This window comes from Hoskinsella mucinilytica, assembly GCF_045223415.1.
In the GTDB taxonomy this organism is placed as follows: Bacteria; Bacillota_I; Bacilli_A; order Erysipelotrichales; family Erysipelotrichaceae; genus Hoskinsella; species Hoskinsella mucinilytica.
In genome coordinates this window covers 32,582-53,085 of the sequence record NZ_JBEQZJ010000009.1, presented here as the reverse complement: position 1 = coordinate 53,085, position 20,504 = coordinate 32,582, and the positions used below count along the sequence as shown (strand labels likewise).

18 protein-coding genes and 1 CRISPR repeat array are annotated in these 20,504 nt (G+C 35.3%); all 18 genes read right to left on the bottom strand.

Annotated elements, in window-relative coordinates:
• Positions 1 to 154: 154 nt before the first annotated feature.
• Entirely contained in the window at positions 155 to 1,357 is a 1,203-nt protein-coding gene (locus tag UGRO018_RS04570) for an FprA family A-type flavoprotein (protein ID WP_416325272.1), read from the bottom strand.
• 12 nt (positions 1,358 to 1,369) lie between these two features.
• Entirely contained in the window at positions 1,370 to 3,277 is a 1,908-nt protein-coding gene (locus UGRO018_RS17935) for an acyl-CoA dehydrogenase family protein (RefSeq protein WP_463667551.1), read from the bottom strand.
• A gap of 246 nt (positions 3,278 to 3,523) precedes the next feature.
• Positions 3,524 to 4,612, bottom strand: a complete 1,089-nt coding sequence (locus tag UGRO018_RS04555; protein ID WP_416325271.1) for a S1C family serine protease — start codon at positions 4,610 to 4,612, stop codon at positions 3,524 to 3,526.
• Positions 4,609 to 5,364, bottom strand: coding sequence for an MBL fold metallo-hydrolase (locus UGRO018_RS04550; RefSeq protein ID WP_416325270.1), 756 nt, complete (start codon positions 5,362 to 5,364; stop codon positions 4,609 to 4,611). The genes UGRO018_RS04555 and UGRO018_RS04550 overlap by 4 nt, the downstream gene beginning before the upstream one ends.
• A gap of 14 nt (positions 5,365 to 5,378) precedes the next feature.
• Positions 5,379 to 6,719, bottom strand: a complete 1,341-nt coding sequence (gene dnaB, locus UGRO018_RS04545; protein WP_416325269.1) for a replicative DNA helicase — start codon at positions 6,717 to 6,719, stop codon at positions 5,379 to 5,381.
• 8 nt (positions 6,720 to 6,727) lie between these two features.
• Positions 6,728 to 7,174, bottom strand: a complete 447-nt coding sequence (rplI, locus tag UGRO018_RS04540; protein ID WP_416325268.1) for a 50S ribosomal protein L9 — start codon at positions 7,172 to 7,174, stop codon at positions 6,728 to 6,730.
• Positions 7,152 to 9,143: a GGDEF domain-containing protein gene (locus tag UGRO018_RS04535; RefSeq protein ID WP_416325267.1), complete on the bottom strand. Its 1,992-nt coding sequence runs from the start codon at positions 9,141 to 9,143 to the stop codon at positions 7,152 to 7,154. The genes rplI and UGRO018_RS04535 overlap by 23 nt, the downstream gene beginning before the upstream one ends.
• The gene (locus UGRO018_RS04530; RefSeq protein ID WP_416325266.1) at positions 9,121 to 10,044 is read right to left on the bottom strand and encodes a DUF2232 domain-containing protein; all 924 of its coding nucleotides are present in this window, start codon (positions 10,042 to 10,044) and stop codon (positions 9,121 to 9,123) included. Before UGRO018_RS04530 ends, UGRO018_RS04535 begins: the two co-directional genes overlap by 23 nt.
• A 60-nt stretch (positions 10,045 to 10,104) precedes the next feature.
• Complete coding sequence (gene rpsR, locus UGRO018_RS04525; RefSeq protein WP_117454280.1) at positions 10,105 to 10,335, bottom strand: 30S ribosomal protein S18; 231 nt, start codon at positions 10,333 to 10,335, stop codon at positions 10,105 to 10,107.
• A 20-nt stretch (positions 10,336 to 10,355) separates the two neighbouring features.
• Positions 10,356 to 10,832: a single-stranded DNA-binding protein gene (ssb, locus tag UGRO018_RS04520; RefSeq protein ID WP_416325265.1), complete on the bottom strand. Its 477-nt coding sequence runs from the start codon at positions 10,830 to 10,832 to the stop codon at positions 10,356 to 10,358.
• Between the two features lie 23 nt (positions 10,833 to 10,855).
• Positions 10,856 to 11,149, bottom strand: coding sequence for a 30S ribosomal protein S6 (gene rpsF / locus UGRO018_RS04515; RefSeq protein ID WP_416325264.1), 294 nt, complete (start codon positions 11,147 to 11,149; stop codon positions 10,856 to 10,858).
• A 134-nt stretch (positions 11,150 to 11,283) separates the two neighbouring features.
• Positions 11,284 to 11,905: direct repeats of the CRISPR family, unit length 31 nt; unit sequence ATTTAGATCCACTTGTCCTTACGGACAAGAC.
• 158 nt (positions 11,906 to 12,063) lie between these two features.
• The gene (cas2, locus tag UGRO018_RS04510; protein WP_416325263.1) at positions 12,064 to 12,354 is read right to left on the bottom strand and encodes a CRISPR-associated endonuclease Cas2; all 291 of its coding nucleotides are present in this window, start codon (positions 12,352 to 12,354) and stop codon (positions 12,064 to 12,066) included.
• Between the two features lie 12 nt (positions 12,355 to 12,366).
• Positions 12,367 to 13,398, bottom strand: a complete 1,032-nt coding sequence (cas1c, locus tag UGRO018_RS04505; RefSeq protein ID WP_416325262.1) for a type I-C CRISPR-associated endonuclease Cas1c — start codon at positions 13,396 to 13,398, stop codon at positions 12,367 to 12,369.
• Between the two features lie 4 nt (positions 13,399 to 13,402).
• Positions 13,403 to 14,035: a CRISPR-associated protein Cas4 gene (cas4, locus tag UGRO018_RS04500; protein WP_416325261.1), complete on the bottom strand. Its 633-nt coding sequence runs from the start codon at positions 14,033 to 14,035 to the stop codon at positions 13,403 to 13,405.
• A gap of 16 nt (positions 14,036 to 14,051) precedes the next feature.
• Complete coding sequence (gene cas7c / locus UGRO018_RS04495; RefSeq protein WP_416325260.1) at positions 14,052 to 14,915, bottom strand: type I-C CRISPR-associated protein Cas7/Csd2; 864 nt, start codon at positions 14,913 to 14,915, stop codon at positions 14,052 to 14,054.
• Positions 14,908 to 16,767, bottom strand: coding sequence for a type I-C CRISPR-associated protein Cas8c/Csd1 (gene cas8c, locus UGRO018_RS04490; RefSeq protein WP_416325259.1), 1,860 nt, complete (start codon positions 16,765 to 16,767; stop codon positions 14,908 to 14,910). The genes cas7c and cas8c overlap by 8 nt, the downstream gene beginning before the upstream one ends.
• Positions 16,751 to 17,482: a type I-C CRISPR-associated protein Cas5c gene (gene cas5c, locus UGRO018_RS04485; protein WP_416325258.1), complete on the bottom strand. Its 732-nt coding sequence runs from the start codon at positions 17,480 to 17,482 to the stop codon at positions 16,751 to 16,753. Before cas5c ends, cas8c begins: the two co-directional genes overlap by 17 nt.
• 14 nt (positions 17,483 to 17,496) lie before the next feature.
• Positions 17,497 to 19,863, bottom strand: a complete 2,367-nt coding sequence (gene cas3 / locus UGRO018_RS04480) for a CRISPR-associated helicase Cas3' (RefSeq protein ID WP_416325257.1) — start codon at positions 19,861 to 19,863, stop codon at positions 17,497 to 17,499.
• Positions 19,864 to 20,504: the final 641 nt, after the last annotated feature.

Sequence of the window (20,504 nt, the reverse complement as noted above, 5' to 3'; positions counted from 1 at the left end):
GCCATCACACGTACAAAAAACGTTTTGTTCTATATCACATAACCATCACAAAAGTAGCCAATATATCAGAGAAAAGTTATTTTTTCATATTTCTTTGTCTAAGCCTTCTATCTCTGTAAAATAGAAAAAAGGATAGATTTCTCTACCCTTCCTACTATGATTTTAATGAATCCACGATGCCATCAACCAATGCATCCATCTCATTTCGATTTGCATCGTTCATGCTTGATACAAAAGACAATTCTTCATTTAAGATACTCATCTGTTTCATATCATCTAAACATTCTTTCATAAGACTACCAGATTTTGGTGCCCATGATCCATTTTCAATAATTCCGACAACTCTATTCTGTAAATGCAATGCCTTCATATCCATCAAAAAGTTATGCATTACCGGATAAATTCCCAGATTATAAGTTACACTTGCTAATACCAAATGACTATATTTAAATGCTTCGGAAATCAACTGAGATACATGGGTATTGGATACATCATATAGAACAACATCTCTAATACCTTTTTCCACAAGTTTGCTTGCTAATACGTTTGCTGCATTTTCAGTATTTCCATACATAGATGCATAAGCGATCATTACACCGTTCACCTCAGGCTCATAGGTACTCCAATGCTGATATTTATCTAACAGATAACCAATATCATTACGCCATATTGGTCCATGCAACGGACAGATCATTTTGATATCGATCGTAGCTGCCTTTTTCAATAATGCTTGCACATGAGGTCCATATTTTCCAACAATATTTGTATAATAACGGCGAGCATCATCGATCCAATCTCTGTCAAAGTTCACTTCGTCATTAAACAATTTACCATCCAATGCACCAAAGGAACCAAATGCATCTGCTGAGAACAATACTCCATTTGTGATATCAAAGCTTACCATAGCTTCAGGCCAATGGACCATAGGTGCTTCCACAAACGTAATGGTATGAGCACCAAAGGTTTTGATATCTCCTTCTTTGACTTCTTCGGTTTTGCCATCTACATCAAATCCGAATTGACGCATCAATAAAAATCCTTTTTCCGTAGAAATGACAGTTACATTTGGATAACGCAATAACACCTCTTCTATACTAGCAGCATGATCCGGTTCCATATGATTGATGATTAGATAATCTAAATCACGACCTTGCAATACAGCAGCTACATTTTCCAAAAATTGACGTCCAATAGACCAATCCACGGTATCAAACAACACCGTTTTTTCATCTAAAAGCAAATAGGAGTTATAGGAAACACCTCTTGGAATCGGATGAATATTCTCAAATAATGCCAAACGGTGATCATTTCCACCTACCCAATACAGGTCTTCACATACTTTTCTAACACATTCCATGATTTCTTCCTCCTATTCCTCTATGAACTGCGCTTTGGATTCTCCACATTCAGGACAAATCCAATCTTCTGGCAGTTGTTCAAATGGTGTACCAGGCGCAACATCTGCATCTAGATCACCTAACATCGCATCATATTCATAACCGCAACCATTGCAAACGTGTAATTTATAAGGCAATGCTTCTTTTTTGATAAATGGTTTCTTCATTTTAACCATTGGTGGAGCTGGCTTCTTTGGTTTCCCATTATCAAGTGCTGCAGACAATAAAGGTAATATTTCATTAACATCACCAACAATGCCATAATCTGCATTCTTAAAGATCGGTGCATTCTTATTTGTATTAATTGCGACAATCGTTGTAGCATCTTTAATACCCTTTAAGTGCTGACTAGCTCCAGAAATTCCGCAAGCGATATACAAATTCCCGGCAAATTTTTGACCGGACATTCCTACATAACGATCGATCGGTACATATTTTAAAGTTTCCGCAACCGGACGACTGGAACCAATTGCTGCACCTACCTGTTTTGCGAGTTCTTCGATCAGTTTCATATTTGCCTTTGAACCGATGCCTTTTCCTGCACTTACAACTCGTTCTGCCTGTGTAATCGGTGTATCCATTGGTATTCCTACACTGAAATCATAACCATCATTTTTAAGAGCTTCTACAAGACGATCAACTCTTTCCTGTGCAGTACCTTCTTGAAATATCATTTTTTTACGCATACCAGTAATCCCGGTTGCTGCTGCTTTTGTAGCAACACGATCCTTTTTCTTAGGCTTGCCAAGGATATGAGAAGCAATGACAACACGCTGTATTTCATTAGTTCCCTCATAAATGGTACAAATTTTCGCATCTCTATAAGCACGTTCTACTTCCATTCCCTTCAAATATCCACTACCACCGAAAATCTGTAATGCATCATTGACGATTTCCAGACATACATCAGAAGCATATTGTTTTGCCATAGCTGATTCCATGCCATATGGCTCATGGTTTTCCTTTAATTCTGCACTACTGTAGACCAAGAATCTAGCACATCTTAATTTTGTTGCCATATCTGCAATTTTAAATGATATGATTTGTTGTTGCGCAATTGGCTTTCCGAATTGTTCACGTTCTTTCGCATATTCCACAGCATGTTCAAATGCACCTTGTGCAATACCTAATGCTTGTGATGCAATTCCGATTCTTCCACCATCCAGTGTTGACATTGCAATCTTAAAACCTTGTCCTTCTTTACCTAAAAGATTTTCTTTTGGTACTTTCACATCATTGAAGATCAATTCAGCAGTAGAGGAGGAACGAATCCCCATTTTGTCGTAGTGATCACCAAAGGTAAATCCTTCCCAACCCTTTTCCACAATAAAGGCACTGATTCCTTTTGTGCCGATATTGGGAGTGGTTACTGCAAAAATCACATAAATATCCGCTTTCGGAGCATTCGTGATAAAAATCTTATTTCCATTTAACACATAGTGATCGCCTTGTAAAACAGCCGTTGTTTCCGTTCCGCCTGCATCACTTCCTGCATTTGGTTCTGTTAAACCAAATGCCCCGATCTTTTCCCCTTTTGCTAAAGGTACAAGATATTTTTGTTTTTGCTCTTCCGTTCCAAATGCATAGATTGGATAGCTTCCTAAAGATACATGTGCTGACAAGATTACACCAGTACCTCCATCCACACGACTTAATTCTTCAACAGCAATGGCATAACTTCCTACATCTAGACCAGCACCACCATATTCTTTTGGATATGGTATACCCATCAATCCCATTTCTCCAAGTTTCTTGATTGCTTCACTTGGAAATTCATTTTCTTTATCTAGCATAAATGCAATTGGTTTTACTTCTGTTTCCGCAAATTCTCTAACTTTAGCACGTAATTCTTCTTGTTGACTGCTTGTTGTATAGTTCATCTTCAATAACCCTCCTTATCCTTCTATTATCCTATGTCGATGACCGTTACTGTTTTTACAACTTTTTTGATTATCGCCTCCTGTTGTCCATATGACAGTTCTCACCGTTATCTTTGTATCTTAAGGCTAACACAGTTGTAAGCGCTTTTACAAATCATATGCTCATTAATTTAAAAATATTTCTTAGAATGATTATTATAAGCTTTAAAAAAAGAATCTGTCATAAGACAGATTCATCTGATACACCTATTCTAATGTTACTTCTATATTTTTCTCTTCACCATCACGATTTATGGTTAATGTTACCTTATCGCCGATTTTTTTAGTATATAGAATCGTTCGAAAGGTTTTGAAATCAGTACATTCCTTACCATCAAATTTCACTAAAACATCACCATTTTTGATTCCGGCCTTGCTAGCAGGAGATTTTGCATTAACCTTCATAATATAAAGTCCAGCCTTTACATCAGTATTGATATCAAAATAACTTCGTTCAAATGAATTCAATTGATTGATTTCTTGTACGGAAATTCCAAGAATCGGTCTTGTAACCTTTCCATCCTTTTCTAGTTGTGAAATTACCGGAAGCACTTCATTGATAGGAAGAGCAAATCCAAATCCTTCTACATCTTCAGCACTGATTTTCATAGAATTGATACCAATCAATTCACCTGCCATATTAATTAATGGGCCTCCACTATTACCGGGATTAATTGCCGCATCTGTCTGTAATACATTTACATCAAAATCCGCAACCCCATTATTATCTGTATCTACTTCCATATGGCGATCGACACCGGAAATCAAACCACCGGATACACTTCCTTGATATTCAATACCAAGTGGGCTTCCCATTGCGATAACATATTCCCCTTTTTTCACTAAAGAGCTATCACCCATGGTAAATGCCTGAGCATCAAAATCAACACTGACTTTTAATAACGCAAGATCCATAACCTCATCCAGTCCTTTGATCTCCGCAGTAACTTCTTCCCCACTTGCGAAAGTTACGATTGCTCCATCTCCATCTGCGACAACATGATTATTGGTAATGATATAAACATCTTTTCCATCTACTCGATAGATGGCGCCACTACCACTGCTAATCGTACGATTACGTAGAGTAGCTGTTACTGTAACAACTTTATTTTCACTTTTTTCAACAAGATCACTCACATTACTCGAAATTTCTACACGTGCTTGTGATACATTACCTTGATCCGTCGTAGTTGGAATAGAGGTATCCTTTTCATTAGATACTCGATATAGTTGTATGCTTATGACAAGATTCCACCCAATCAACATAACTACAAAAAAGGACAATGTTTTTTTCATTTCTGTTTCGCACCCTTTCCACCAACATAAATAGAAAACTGATCCGCAGGATATAACCTCATCTGATCATGCCTGATGTTCTTCTTATCTAAATGAGAAACCAACGTTTGCAAAGCAAGCTCACGAGTATTCCCTTCTTGAGATATATGCGCTAAAATAATTTCTTTTGTTTTCTCAGACATAACATCACATAAAATAGTTGCACTATCATCATTACATAAGTGACCATAATCATTGATGATACGTTGCTTCACATAAACCGGTCTATTTGTCTGCATCAACATTTCAATATCATGATTACTTTCAAACACATAATAATCTGCGTCTTTGATATAACTTTTGACTTCTTCTTTAATATACCCAGTATCCGTCACATAAACCATTTTTTCATTTTCACATTCGATCACATAACCTACGGTACCTTCACAATCATGGCTCATAGGCAATACCGTGATATGAAAATCTTTGATATCGATAGTTTCAAAAGGTTTGATTCCATGCAAATGATCAGTTGGAATATCTTGCGTCGCATAGGTATGGATATCCTGAAACATTTTCATTTGTGATACATGATCTGTATGAGTATGTGTAATCAGAATGGCATCTGATTCTGTGGGATCATATTGTAGACTATCAAAACAGCCCTTTAGATAACGTTTTGTTGTACCACAATCAATCACAATTTTCGTATCATTATGTTTGATGAGACAACAGTTTCCTTTGGATCCACTTGCTAATAATGCAAATTTCATATACTACCAACTTTCTAAACTTTCGCTATATTGAAGAATGCAGAAATATTCTTTTGGAATGCCAATTGTATTCTAGCAGTAGCTCCATTACGATGCTTTGCGATCTCCACATCAGTAGGTTCTGTAATATTTTTTCCTGCTTCTTCTTTATCTTTGTTATAATATTCCTCACGATAAAGAAACATTACGATATCCGCATCCTGCTCGATGGCACCTGATTCACGAAGATCTGATAACATAGGATGTTTATCCGGTCTGGTTTCTACACTACGAGATAACTGCGATAGGGATATCACAGGACATTCCATTTCTCTGGCAAGTCCTTTTAAAGATCGAGAAATCTCACTGATTTCTTGTTGACGATTATCTCCACTGCCCCTACCACTACCACTAATCAACTGAAGGTAGTCAATGACAACCATATCTAATCCATGCTCACTTTTTAGTTTACGACACTTTGAAAAAATTTCTGATATCTTGATACTACTAGAATCATCAATAAATAATTTACATGCCATCAACTCATTTGCTGCTTCGTTTAATTTATTAAATTCATCATCTACGATATTTCCACTTCTCAACTTGCTGGATTCAACTGCACTTTTTGCACTCAAAATACGTTTCATTAATGCTTCTGCGGGCATCTCAAGTGAAAATACTGCAATCGCACCTGGATTATAAAAGGATGCATTTAATGCTAAATTTAAGGCAAATGCTGTTTTTCCCATGGCCGGTCTTGCTGCTAAAATAATTAAGTCCCCACGTTGAAATCCATTCGTCAAATGATCAAGATCGTCATAGCCTGTTTTGATACCTGTGACTCTGTTATCAGATGATCGAAGTTTGATCAATTCCTGCATAACTCCGCTTAACACATCTCGACTACTTTTAAAATCAGTTGCTCTACGGCTTCTCGTCACATTCAAAATATCACGTTCCGCCTTATCCATCACGACATCTAATTCTTCACTTGTATCAAAGCCTTCTTCTGCAATCACCTGTGCTGTTTCAATCAATCTGCGCAAATGTGCACGACTCTTTATCAATTCGATATAGTATACGCTATTGGTACTGGAAATTGCCGTATCACTTAACTTTATGATATAATCCGCACCACCTACCAGATTTAATTGGTCGGTATCCTGTAATCTTGTAATCAAGGTCGTTACATCAACTGGTTTTCCTTGATCAATGATATCTAACATCGCAGAAAATATCCTTTGATGAATATCCAGATAGAAATCTTCTGCCCCAAGGCCTTGATCGTAGACAACGCCTGCGACATTAGGATATACCATCATGGCACCAAGTATGGATTGTTCTGCTTCATTGCTATGTGGCAGTTCTCTACTCATAGGTCCTCCTATCCATTGACATGAACACGAATCACACCAATGACTTTATTCTTATATAAATCAACCTTCACATCAGTATAGCCTAAAGAAGATATGGTCGTATTATCAATAACCTTGCGCTTATCAATCTTTATTTGGTGTTTTTCACGTAACGCTTCCACAATTTGCTTTGTAGATACACTACCAAATACACGACCTCCTTCACCTGTTTTTACATGAAATTCTAAGACAATCTTGCTTAACTGCTCTTTTAAAGCGTTAGCATCTGCTTCTTTCTGTTTCTCTTCTAAATCTTGTTGTAAATGCTGTTCATCTAGTATTTCCATGCTTTTCTTGGTTGCTAAAACCGCAAGTTTTTTATTTAGAAGAAAATTTCTTCCATAACCATCACTTACCTCAACAACATCACCTTTTTTACCTACTTTTTTTACATCACTTAACAATATCACTTTCATTTGTATGATCCTCCTTATTCTCTTCTAAATATACATCGATCATTTCACGCAGTTCTTCATTTACTGCATGAACGCTTGTATCTTCTCTTTGTAATGCTGCAGCACTAAAGTGTCCTCCACCATGCATTTTCTCCATGATTACTTGTACATTGATACTTCCTTTACTTCGTGCAGATACTGCCACTTTATTATCTGCGATATTCGCAATGACAAAACTTGCTTCAATACCTTTGATATTTAACAACGAATCCGCCGCTTGTGACATCAATGTACGATCTTCTATGGTATTATCGTCAACAGCCGCAATAATCATATTACCTTGGTATTTTTCAGACCAATTCATAATGGCTGTTTTTGCTTCAAAATCATCATAATCTTCTTTCAACATATTCTCTGCTTTCATCGTATCAGCACCTAACTTTTTCAGATAAGCAACTGCTTCAAAGGTACGACTTCCCGTTCGCATACGGAAACGATTGGTATCAACTAAGATACCATCGTACATAATGGTTGCCTCTGTCTCAGATATATTTACCTTATTGGTTTGATATGGAAGAAGCTCTGCTGCTAATTCACTTACCGAACTTGCACTTGTTTCCACATATACGAGTAACGGATTTCCTATGAAATCTTCACTTCTTCTATGATGGTCAATAACAATGATACGCTTCCCTGTAGAAATACTCAAAGGGGCTCCTGATTGTTTTGGATTATGGTGATCGACCGCAATTAATAAATCATCACTTTCCAATAATTTTGCTGCTTCTTGGTCACTGATAAATCGATGACGACTTTCAAGTTCTTCTCGCATTGATTGAAATGCTTCCTTTAGTTGTGGTTCCATACCACCACTTTCACTGACAACATAACATTCTTTACCATAAGCACTGGCTATTCGTGACATACATAGCGCACTACCTATACAATCAAAGTCCATATTCGCATGTCCAACAATAAATACACGATTACTTTCCATAATTGCTTCTTTGATTGCCTGGGCCATGACACGTACACGCACTTTGCTTCGTTTTTCACTTGCTTCACTATTTCCCCCAAAATACTTAACACTTTCCCCATATTTTTTTACTGCTGCTTGATCTCCACCACGGCTTTGCGCCAGTTCCAACAAATCGTTGACCATCGTATCTAATAACTGATAATCATCTGTGCCTCGTGCGAAAGACATACTTAATGTAATGGAAACATCTATTTCCTCAGCATTTTTTCGAATCGTGTTCAAAATGGAGAAACGATCTTTTACTACTTCAGCAAAAATACGTTCATTCAATATCACTAGGAATCGATCACTTCGCAAGCGTCGGATAAACATTCCATATTTGCCAGCCCATTCTACACATGGCTGTCTTAGCTGTGTATTAATTTGTGCCATTTTCCCTTCATCAACATATTGTTGAATTTCCATATAGTTATCCAACTGTAAAAGTCCTGCAACAACACCATCTTGTTCAAAACGGCTCTTCAGTATCGCATAATCTGTAATATCTCTAACATATAGCACCTGCGCATTTTCTTTTCTTGTGATCTCATAAACATATTCTTGATTTTTAGCTGTAATTACATCCACATCGCCAGTGAATAAGTCAGAAATCTCTGGTATCCAACTAGTTAGTTTCTTATTTACAACATCAATTTTTCTTCCTTCTAAAAAATCATTCATCCATGTAGCATTGTATTGTTCATCATATGTGATGATCCCAACTTCACCAAATAAAAGCGCATCTTTGGCATCATGACCCAATATTCTGGAAATATCAATATCTCTTTGTTCTTTATCACCCTGATATTTTGTCATGATCCAGATAATGATCATAATATTCAGCACTAGCAAAACCACCATCGGTATCATATTGATATTATCAAATCCTACATAATAAAGTGCCAGTAAGGCCAGGATCTGAAGGAGCACTACGATAACAATCTGTATTTTAAAATTTTCTAATCGATCCATGGTATAACACCTCGCTCATTCTGTTCTTGAAATCGAATATCATATCCCCAACACCTGTACATGCTATCACAAAATTCAAATAAGGGATAAACATCGCAATCACTACAAGAAACACCAGTGCCTTTTTCCTTTTCATCATAAACCAGCACATCCATGTTAATGCTCCATATCCTATAGCAAGAATCATAGCTATCAAATAACAGGCAAAAAGGACACTAGAAAGTTCTTGGTTTAATTTTATCACATTTTGCATATAAAATAGCACCCAAATGATAATTATTATAAAAGCTGTGACCTTTGGCACTTTTAATTGCAGTATAGGGTTCATCGCATGAACCTGAATCTTTAAGCGTGACAATAGCATATTTCCTATCATATGAATACACATTGTCTGAAGAATACTCATGAGAAGCGTAGATAAAATACTAATAACAGAAACAATTTTTGTGATATTGATATTGGTTTCCATATGAAATATAGATAATAACATCTGCGCTATTTCCATATCTTCTTGTGGATCAAAACCGAATATGGATGCGAATAATACAAAGGTAATGAGATAGGAAAAAAGTGTAAAGAGGAAAGTCCAAAAAAGCAGAGATCCGTTTTTCCATTCTTTTCTTATGCCACCGCCATAAACAACACCTGTCACAATGCAACTAAACATATAAAATACGGTAGTAGGAACACTAAGGATCAAACTTAGCAAAAGCATGCAAACACTTGGAACCATTGCATTTTTTACACCGTATTTTGCTGTATAAATTAGTATCGGAAAGGTTAATATCCAATACATCATATATTCAATCATGCCTGCAAGTTGACGGTTGATAAACAATAATAATCCTACGATTGCAACCATCATTGCTCCTTCTGTTATTTTTTTAGTATCGTTTTTCATGACATCCTCCTAAAAAATGACAAAAACCCCCATCTGATTGCACAGACAGGGGATACTTTTTTATTCGCTTACGTAAGGCAATAATGCCATCTGGCGTGCACGCTTGATTGCAGTTGCCAGCATTCTCTGATATTTAGCACGTGTACCTGTTACACGTCTAGGAATGATTTTTCCGTTTGCGCTGATAAAACGTTTTAATAATTCAACGTCTTTGTAATCGATAGTTTCGATATGGTTTTTTGTAAAATAACAAACTTTTTTACGTCCCATACGCTGTTTTTTAAATGCCATAGTAGTTATCTCCTTTCTAATTAGAATGGTAAATCATCACTGGCGATATCCAATGTATCACTAGATTCAAAATCGCTGGAATAAGATGACTGTGAATTCGTATTTGTATCTGGTTCATATCCTTGATTATTGTTGTTGTAATCAGGTGTATATCCCATAGAAGCATTATTTGCAGATGCACTTTTGCTTTCAAGGAACTGAACACTATCCGCTACGACCTCTGTTACATATATGCGTTTTCCACTTTGGTCATCATAGCTACGTGTCTGAATTCTACCTTCAACACCAACTAGACTACCTTTGTGTGTATATTGCGCTACAATGTCAGCAGTTTTATTCCATGCTACTGTATTGATAAAATCAGCTGTTGGCTGCCCTTCAGTTTTCACACGACGGTCACATGCAACGGTAAAGGATACTACAGATGCTCCTGAACCTGTTTTACGTAAGACTGGGTCTTTTGTAAGACGGCCGACCAATACTACTCTATTAATCATAGTCTCATCTCTCCTTTATGCGATTATTCTTCGCCTTCTGTTTTAATGATCATGTAACGAACAACGCTGTGGTTAATACGAGCTAAACGATCGAATTCTTTAATTCCTTCATTGTTAGCTGTAACATTAATCACAACATAGTAACCTTTGTTCATTTTGTTGATTTCATATGCGAACTCTTTTACACCCCAGTCGTCAATCTTATCGATTGTTCCTTCGTGGTCTGTAATGATCTTGTGCAAGCCGTCCATAACTTCTTTACGTGCAGCTTCTTCCAAAGATGCGTTCACAATGTACATGATTTCGTATTTTTTCATTCTGTACACCTCCTCATGGTCTTTGGCCCTATTTTCGTGAATAGAGCGGGGAGTAGAGATTTCTACCCGTTTATATATTTTATCATTGCAAATAGGCAAAGTAAAGAAATTTTTTGACTTTTTAAATTTTGTCTGTTTAGATCCAGTTGTCCTTACGGACAAGACTCACCAGAACAGGCGGCCAAAGCACTAGATTTAAAATTTAGATCCACTTGTCCTTACGGACAAGACATGTTTCGCTTGACTTCGTTTCTGTTGGCCGACTTATTTAGATCCACTTGTCCTTACGGACAAGACTCACAAAGGCTGTATCTGCTGGATTCAATGCCATATTTAGATCCACTTGTCCTTACGGACAAGACATGCGGTGGTACTATGGATACGATCTATTTAAACATTTAGATCCACTTGTCCTTACGGACAAGACATAGCAACATACCAAAATATCGATGTCATAGCAATTTAGATCCACTTGTCCTTACGGACAAGACCTACTGCTGATGTGGCATATTTTGCTAATGGATGATTTAGATCCACTTGTCCTTACGGACAAGACTGTGTGTTACGTGGCATTAAACAAAGCATTAGAGATTTAGATCCACTTGTCCTTACGGACAAGACTTGTGCATTCTTAAATCATCTGATGGGAAAACCATTATTTAGATCCACTTGTCCTTACGGACAAGACCCCTCATTCGCAATGTAGAAATAGCATACTAACGTGCATTTAGATCCACTTGTCCTTACGGACAAGACAGCAAAAGTTAATGATATCATAGATAATGTAACCGTGTTTTCACTTTTTCATCTCTTTTATAAATCATTAACTTTCATTTTGTTACAAATCAATATAAAACCATTAATAAAAAGTGCGAATCTCTTAAGAGATTTATGTAAGCATCACATTCGCACTACTACAAAATCAATACATCTTCAACTTTAAAACTTGGCTTTATCCCTATATGATCAACTTTATTCTCATAATGATTACCTAAATAATAAAGCCTTAAACTATCATGCTCTTTGTCAATAATTTGTTCTAGAATATGTTTAACCTTCCTACATTGTGCTTGGTCAAGAACGCACTCAAAAACAGAATTCTGAACCCTATGACCATAGTTCACACATTCCTTTGCAACTTTTCTTAGACGGGCTTTCCCAGCTTTAGTTTCCGTATTTACGTCATAGGTTATTAAAACTAGCATATATATCCTCCATTACTTGGTTAAGAAAGGTGGATATTCTTTTAAATCTCCACGAATCGTTCTAGCCAATAATAGTGCCTGTACATAAGGAATTAATCCCCACTCTATCTTCTCATCTAGAAAAGGATGTTTCAAAGTTTCTTGTTTCTTCCTTTGCCAATATGATAAAATCGTCTTTCTTGTATCATCATTCATATACACAGCACCATTCTCCATCTTTACAAATCCATCTACTGTCACGATTTTTTTATTAATCAGAGTTAAAACAAACCTATCTGCCATTACCGCTCTTAATTCTTCCATCATATCCATAGCTAAAGAAGCTCGTCCTGGTGTATCACAATGTAAAAAGCCAACATACGCATCAAGACCCACACTTTCAAGTGCTGAAGTAACATCCTTCGCTAATAATGTATAGACAAAGGATAATAAAGCATTTACATTATCTAAAGGTGGACGCTTATTTCTATCATGAAAATAGAAATCATCTTTTTGCTGAAGAATCATATCATCAAACACTGAGAAATAATATACAGCCGCTTTTCCTTCATAACCTCTTAATAGTTCCATAGAGGATGCTTCTTTTGATAAGATCGCTAGTTCTTTGATATTTTTAGAAGCATTTTTTAATTGCTCGGTATCTATTCGTAATTCATAATCCCTACAGATGCGTTCAATTACCTGTCTGGAATTTAATAATTTTGCCGCAATCATATTTCTAGCATAGTACAAACTGCTACTCTCATTATCAGATATGCGGTATTGCTCTTTCCTCAACAGTACATTTCCTCTACTCTCGCCAATAACCCTAGCAAGAAAACGACCATGTTTTGTTACAAAAGTCAAAGAAATATTGTTCTCAGCACATTTTCCCATCAATGCCGGACTAGCTCCTGTATATCCAAATCCAACTATACCTTCCAGATTATGCAAAGGTACTCTTGTATCATCCATTTCCTTACGTTTTACTACTACATTTTCTCCATCAAGACTCAGATATGATTCCGGAGTTGTCACATATAGTGTATTTAAAAGTTTCTTCATTTTTCTACTCCATCTTCAAATATTTATTAAAATAGTCTTCCACAGATGGTTGCTGATTTAATTTTGGAAGGCAAAGTTGTTCTAAAGAACATGATTTACATTTTTTCGACGTCTTTACTTTTGGAGTGTTTCCTTTTTTGTAGAGCTCATGCATTTCCTTTGCATAAGCTCTAACCATTTCCCGCAACTCGTTAGTGAACTTAACTTTTGTCCTATGATAAGGTTCTCCATAAAATAGTGCACCTTCTTGAATTTCACATAGCAACATTTCTTCAAGACACATTGCCTGTGCACAAAGTTGTAATTCATCGATTGCATCTTCTTTAGGTTTCCCTCTCTTATATTCAATAGGATAAGGTAAATAGGTTCCTTCGTAGTTTTTTAATTTAATGCCATTCTTATCCTCATGCATTTCCACTACATCGCAGGTACCGCTTAACCCAAGACTTCTTGAAAAAATTCGCAAACCTCTCGTAATGATTATTTTCTTACGTTTTTCTGTGTAATCATCTTTATGAGCAATTTCATGAAATATATCTCCATCAACTGTACGATAATTTTCATCCCATAATTGTTCGATATGGATCAATGCCCATTGCCTTCGACAAAATGCAAAATGCTGAATTCCTGATAGCATTAAAAATTCGTCTTCCTCATAGTCCTTCATAAACTTCTACAGGTAATCCTTCAAGCTCGTCAATCGTGATAACGTAATCATCAAAAGATTTTGGTGTAGTTACGCCTTCTTTTTCTGTAACATGTAAAGACCTATGTACCTTCGCTGTAGAGTATTGACCACTTTTACAATTATGTTTCCACCAGTATACCTTACGAACTTCCATAGAGCCTTCTGGTCTAGCAGAAGAAGCATCATTTTCAAATAATGTAATCAACGCTTGCTTTACTTTTTCAGCATCTTCATTACTAAATCCTGTTTTCTCAGCAAGTTGACAGTTAATGCTGCCTTTGATTACATACAGTCCAAATTCAACACGATGTTTTTGACCCATGGTATCAGAAGATTTTTTATCTTTTGTTTCACTATTCACACTTTTTGTAATTTGCATACTTTCTGAATTAATTGTAGAAACACTATATGCAGGATGAATTGAAATAGGACCACGAATTCCTTTAGATACACTAGAACTATCACCACCAGCCTTAAACGCCATAACTTGTCCAAAACCTCTTACATCAATCCATTTTTCACAAGCCAAACGATAAACAGCATCACCATCTTTATTTTTAACAGCTCGTTGAAGTAAATCATATCCTTTAAAACGATCATTCAAGCTTTGGAACCCATCATCGCAGCGCTCATCTGACTGTACAAAGATTTTTTCTCCCATATCCTGTAAACGATTTCTGATTTTACGTTTGATACACACATCTGATATTTCTCCATATCCTTCAAAATCTTCCCTTGGTCTATTTCCGTTGTTAGGATCTCCATTAGGATTTGCTTTTTTTACAGTCACCAATACAGCGAAATCAATTTTGTTTGTTAAACTAGTCATTTTTTTGTTCCTCCTTTTTTTCATCATAATACAGGCTTTGGCATTCAAATCCCATATCAAAATCAAACTCTAGATTTTTTAAATTTTTTAATTCTTCTCGTTTTGAAAGCTCTTTAATAATCTTTTTCTTATCAAGTTCAAATAGTTCCATTTTTTCTTTTGTTTTTTTATCTTTCGATAATTTAATAACATATGGTCTCACTCTATCATTCATTATTGATAAAATTTTCCATGGTGATTTTCTGCATTCTGCAATATATTTCATTGCATTTGTTGGCCTTTTTTCATGTACTTCATTTAATGCATACTCCTCCATTTCGAAAAAAACTGCCATAAGTTGACCAATCAAGTATGCTGTTGATTCTAAACCGTTTTCTTTATTTTCAATTATATCCATTGACCAAATTGCTCCTTTTCCTTGTTTTTTTCTTTCTTCTGCACTTTCTTTTCGCATAAGTGCGCATAAAATTCCGGCGCATTTTTTGTATTGTGCTAAATCTATAGTGGTTAGATGTAATGCTTGATGATATGCATCCCTTATTAATTCTTTAGGAATATCCTTTCCAAATAAGATACATGGCAGAATATCATTTTTCTTTTGCTTTTCTAATTTTTCATCGACAACCATTTTTCCATCTCTATAAACTCCATACACTGAAGTAATAATTTCATTTACTGTTGGGGTTGTAAAAGACCGTGTTTCACGATATTGTATCCATCGACAATTTTCATACCAGTTCTTTAGATTCTCATAATACTGAGATGCTTTTAACTCTTGATAGCCAACGATAGACAAACGTCCTTTAGTAGCTGAATCTAACATCATGATCATTACATCATCTCGTGCATCTAATTGCCTTTCATATCCTTCTATCATTTGTATAACATCTTTCGCATAAAGTCCATTTAAATCTACTTCATCATCTTCATCATCATCTGATCTACCAAAGATATTATTATATACAGGCTTATTTTCTACATTCCAGATTACAACAGCGAATCCATTTTTCAAATATCCTTGCTCTTGAATAAGCCAACGAAGCGCATTATGTATTTTCTGACTCGTTTCATACCCTATAGATATAACATTCTCTTTATTGGCAATTCTACCACGAAACGTGAAACCACTTGCATCATTGGTTGAAATTATTTTTGCATTATCGCTACTATAACGCAATTTGCTAGGATGTTTATCTGTACAATACATTTGTTTTCCGGTAATACAACACAACCCTATTTCATCCTTATGTAAACTTTGATAGTAATCGATAAAGCTTTGAAACAGTTCTTTGTCTTCCCATGGTGCTTTCCTAAGCTTTGGACTATACATTCTAAATCTCACAAATGCTTCACTTTGAGGAATCGCTTTTTGGAATTTTACTTTATTACTCAAAAAGCCATCTTGCTCCTCTAAAATACGACAGCGAATCAAATCTGCGATGACTGTCCCTTTTAATAGATAAGCATAAATTGCTTGTATAGTTGCATTGGTATAAGGTGATGTAACCCATTGATAAAGTTGTTCCATATATGCATCATGATGTTTTGACCTTAAAGGATCCACATATTTACTATAGTCTTTTGCTATATATAACAATTTATCATGCAGGGGATGTGGTGATATTCCATTTCCTCTGCTTGCGGAATCTTCACTTACGGGCAATACTGTGTCTGCTGCCTCTTGTTCAAGGATGACCGCATTGATAAAGCTACCTTCCTCATCAATTGTTAGTTCTATCTGTGCTCTTTGAATGAGATGACCTATGGGTAACAATATATTACCGTTCTTGTACTCGCCAACTAAACTTGAACAAGCATCATAAGTTTCTAATAATTTATTTGTCCATGACAATATCATCACCTCCTATTTCTGAAACAGTAAAATGATTTTCATCAAATATTTTGATACTTCCTGTACCGATTATTTGATGAATACTGCAATCTTCTGGACGAATAAAGGAAATAACACCTTTTTTCATCAAAGGTCTCCAGAATGTTGCAACTATTTTACCTTTTTCTTCATCCCGAACATACTCATCAGGATAAATGAATCCATGTTCCATAGTTCCGAATTGCATTTCGCCTATTTCATCGTAAAATCCTTTTCCTTCACCAAAGATACATGGTTCAACATAACCTTGACATTCGCTTGATCCGAGAAAAGCGCTCCTTCTTCCACCCTTTTCTACAGATCTTTTAGCGATAAAATAATGCTTGTTCTCATTTCTATCATGAGCGAGTTCTTCATGATGTAAATTCCATTCAAAATGCGCTTTCACCTGATATTCTACATCATATAGATAAGTATAGTAAGATAATGTATTTCCACCCGACATATCTATGGGGCGGATACCTTTTGAAATTGTTTGAATAGGTTTCATAATCCTTACTTCATCAACATACCATACTATCGTAGGTTTGAAATAAATACTTTTACATACTCCTTTTAATGCTTCGTATGTTGGAATCATATAGCTTGATTTTTCTCCTCCTGCTCTACTGGCAGGTTCAGAAAATAAAGCATACTTTCCATAAACTTTAAACTCAATCTGATTTGCTTTCACCATTCATTCACCTTCTTTCATAAAAACAGATTTGCAAGCTTTTGATCAACATTCAGTCCCATATCATCGCTATAACCCTCCTTTAGCACCAACATATCTCCAAATTCTAGAACAGTAATCATTCCAGCATCTACCAGTTTTTGATAAGCATATTCGTAAACCTGGATCATATACAATTGTGCTTCTTTTAATAATTTATATTTTTCAGCGTTGGATACACTGTCATTGCCAAATATCGCTATCAATTCCTTACCTCTATCTTTATATGGCACAAGAACACCAATAGTTGAAGGCATAATATCAAAATTTTCGCCTGCAGATTTTAATGCACTAGTTAGAATTGGCATATATTCTTTTTTCTTTCCGGCTTCAGTTCTTCCTTTCTTATTTTCGGCCCACAATTCAATTTGCGTATTACCTAATTTTTTTATTTCATAATCCATATTTACTTCAGTATCAAAATAATAGTGTTCATAATATTCAGCTATTTTCTCAGGTAATAGTAAATCATCTACAAACTCGCCTTGCATCGTATGTAACATATCGGTCATTGTACGTTTTCCCTCTTTTACACTAGGTAATTTTCCTATATATTCAGATTTAGAGTTCACAATATATACATAACCATATGGCACTTTTTTATTACGATTAGATCTACCTGCTGCTTGCAAGATACTGTCTAATCCGGTCAAGGAGCGAACGACACATGGAAATGAAATATCTACTCCTGCCTCACATAAATTTGTAGAAATGCAAATCATACTTGTATCTTCTTTGGCCTTTTTCATGATCTCTGACAACTTATCATCACAATTTTTAGGACACATACTAGTTGATAAATGATACATATCGATTTTTAACTTTTGCTCTTCTGCAATTTGAATACAACGTTGATATAAGCCAACAGCCTCGGATTTGGTATTAACAATAGCTAAAACACATCTATGTTTTTTCCAACAATCCATGATCAATTCGGCATATTCCTCTTGTGTATAACCTTCTAATCTACATTTGTTTATGATATGTACACGTTTAAATGCTTCGATTCTAGTTGGTGTAATTTCCACAACATCGTTTGGTTCACTCAAACGTAAAGGGCGTTTTGTTTTATCGAATAGAGGTTGTGTCGCCGTACAAAGCAATACCGTACTATGACAAATTTCTGAAAGAAAATTCATCATATAATTAAACATACTTACAATTTCCAACGGAATAGTTTGTGCCTCATCGATAATGATAACAGCATTACTTAATTGATGATAGCGCCGTATGCTTGTTGTTTTGTGAGAAAACAATGTTTGGTAGAATTGAATAGCTGTTGTCATGATCACCGGTGTTGACCAATTACTATTCAAATATACATATCTTTCTTTATCTTCTGGAACGATATCAGAATGATGCACTAAGACATCACCTTCTTCAAACACGGATTTCATAACAGCACTGTTTTGCGTAAGGATCGATTTATAAGGTGCAATATAGAAAATATGCTTTTTCTTATATTTCTTTGCATGATATAGCGCATATCGTAAGGATGCCAATGTTTTCCCTGAACCTGTTGGGCACGACAGGCGATAAATTCCTGACTTATTCATAGAAAATGCTTTGCACTCTTCAGAAATTTTTGTTTTCTCTTGACTTAGCTCATCAGTCGTAGGAAAAGTGGAAAGTAGTGCTTCCAAATGATCTATCGCTTTATCCCATACATTATTCGTGTCTATATTGTTTGGTTTAGGTAACGGTAAATTTAACATAAATGATCTTGTATCTTCTCTATCTGCATTTATCAAAATAGATAATATATATCTTGTAAATGCGCTCATGTCGAAATAACATTCTTTACTTGTTTTTACTTTATCATTAATGATGTTAAACATATTTTCAGTTTCCGATTTCGCCTTTTGGTATAAATCACTAAATTCCTCATAGTCAAGAAGTTCTTTTATATGATCATAAGCCTCATTGTACTGCTCATGATCCTCAATACTTAACCTATTAAATTCGTTCTTCCCTAATGGAGTAATGAAATCTTTTAGTCCATGATGAGAAATAATGCATTCAGCTACAATCTCTTTGGTGAGTCGAGAAAACATATTATTTTCATCCTCTTGATATTTCATTACATAATGAGCACCAACTGAAGCGTGATTAATTTTTCCTTTTTGTTTATTATTCTCATCATCCGACTTTATATAATCTTGAAAAACACTTCGGTATTTTCCTACATCATGTAAAGCAGCAATTAATTGGCATATATTGGTAACATTTAATGTTTTTCCATATATACCACTTAAATTTTTCGTATGTTCACTGTGCTCCTTGATCGTTTGTGTTCTGATGGTACCTTGTTCACTTTTTATTTTATGCGCTATGTATTCTTCCATAATAAGTTAGCCTCCTAATTACATTGTACTATCTTTCATTTAGCAAAGCAATGTATAAATTCATTTTATGAGAAAAGCTAATTGAATAATATGTTAATATTGACATATTCATTAATATCATATAAATTAAATTAGTCGATACTCAAGTATCGTGGATCTAAAATCATAAAATGATTTTATTGTCTCTGAAAAGCCATAGTGAAAATTCTGTGGTTTTTTACTAATTAATTACAACATTTCAATTTTCTCTCTTTTATACGAGTTACGTGCTTTTTCATCTTTACTTGATTAAGTATCAAATAATGTGAATCCCGTGAGACAAACCTAATATAAGATAACTTAAATTTTTACATAAATATAAATGATGTAACAATACCTGATATACTTCATGTATAAGGAAGGTGCTTACAAGGAAACACGAAAAGAATCATAAGAAATTTTCTATTAAGCGTCGTGGTAAATATATGTCTAATGCTGAATTTATCGCCCAGTATTATATGGATATCATTAAATGTAGAGAGTTCTTCTTTTTGATGTAATGGCTAGAAGGCTATGTTTGTGAGAGATACGGTAATACCCACTATTATTATATGGGTACAAAGAACTGCTATCACTGTGCTCATTGTCATCATGATGAACGT

Bases quoted from the DNA above. Each gene is read 5' to 3' on its own strand.
- cas1c (WP_416325262.1), bottom strand. From the start codon at position 13,398: ATGAAGAAACTTTTAAATACACTATATGTGACAACTCCGGAATCATAT.
- UGRO018_RS04555 (WP_416325271.1), bottom strand. From the start codon at position 4,612: ATGAAAAAAACATTGTCCTTTTTTGTAGTTATGTTGATTGGGTGGAAT.
- ssb (WP_416325265.1), bottom strand. From the start codon at position 10,832: ATGATTAATAGAGTAGTATTGGTCGGCCGTCTTACAAAAGACCCAGTC.
- UGRO018_RS17935 (WP_463667551.1), bottom strand. From the start codon at position 3,277: ATGAACTATACAACAAGCAGTCAACAAGAAGAATTACGTGCTAAAGTT.
- UGRO018_RS04530 (WP_416325266.1), bottom strand. From the start codon at position 10,044: ATGAAAAACGATACTAAAAAAATAACAGAAGGAGCAATGATGGTTGCA.
- cas2 (WP_416325263.1), bottom strand. From the start codon at position 12,354: ATGCTAGTTTTAATAACCTATGACGTAAATACGGAAACTAAAGCTGGG.
- cas4 (WP_416325261.1), bottom strand. From the start codon at position 14,035: ATGCTATCAGGAATTCAGCATTTTGCATTTTGTCGAAGGCAATGGGCA.
- cas7c (WP_416325260.1), bottom strand. From the start codon at position 14,915: ATGACTAGTTTAACAAACAAAATTGATTTCGCTGTATTGGTGACTGTA.
- rpsR (WP_117454280.1), bottom strand. From the start codon at position 10,335: ATGGCATTTAAAAAACAGCGTATGGGACGTAAAAAAGTTTGTTATTTT.
- rpsF (WP_416325264.1), bottom strand. From the start codon at position 11,149: ATGAAAAAATACGAAATCATGTACATTGTGAACGCATCTTTGGAAGAA.
- rplI (WP_416325268.1), bottom strand. From the start codon at position 7,174: ATGAAAGTGATATTGTTAAGTGATGTAAAAAAAGTAGGTAAAAAAGGT.
- UGRO018_RS04550 (WP_416325270.1), bottom strand. From the start codon at position 5,364: ATGAAATTTGCATTATTAGCAAGTGGATCCAAAGGAAACTGTTGTCTC.
- UGRO018_RS04535 (WP_416325267.1), bottom strand. From the start codon at position 9,143: ATGGATCGATTAGAAAATTTTAAAATACAGATTGTTATCGTAGTGCTC.
- cas5c (WP_416325258.1), bottom strand. From the start codon at position 17,482: ATGGTGAAAGCAAATCAGATTGAGTTTAAAGTTTATGGAAAGTATGCT.
- UGRO018_RS04570 (WP_416325272.1), bottom strand. From the start codon at position 1,357: ATGGAATGTGTTAGAAAAGTATGTGAAGACCTGTATTGGGTAGGTGGA.
- dnaB (WP_416325269.1), bottom strand. From the start codon at position 6,719: ATGAGTAGAGAACTGCCACATAGCAATGAAGCAGAACAATCCATACTT.
- cas3 (WP_416325257.1), bottom strand. From the start codon at position 19,863: ATGGAAGAATACATAGCGCATAAAATAAAAAGTGAACAAGGTACCATC.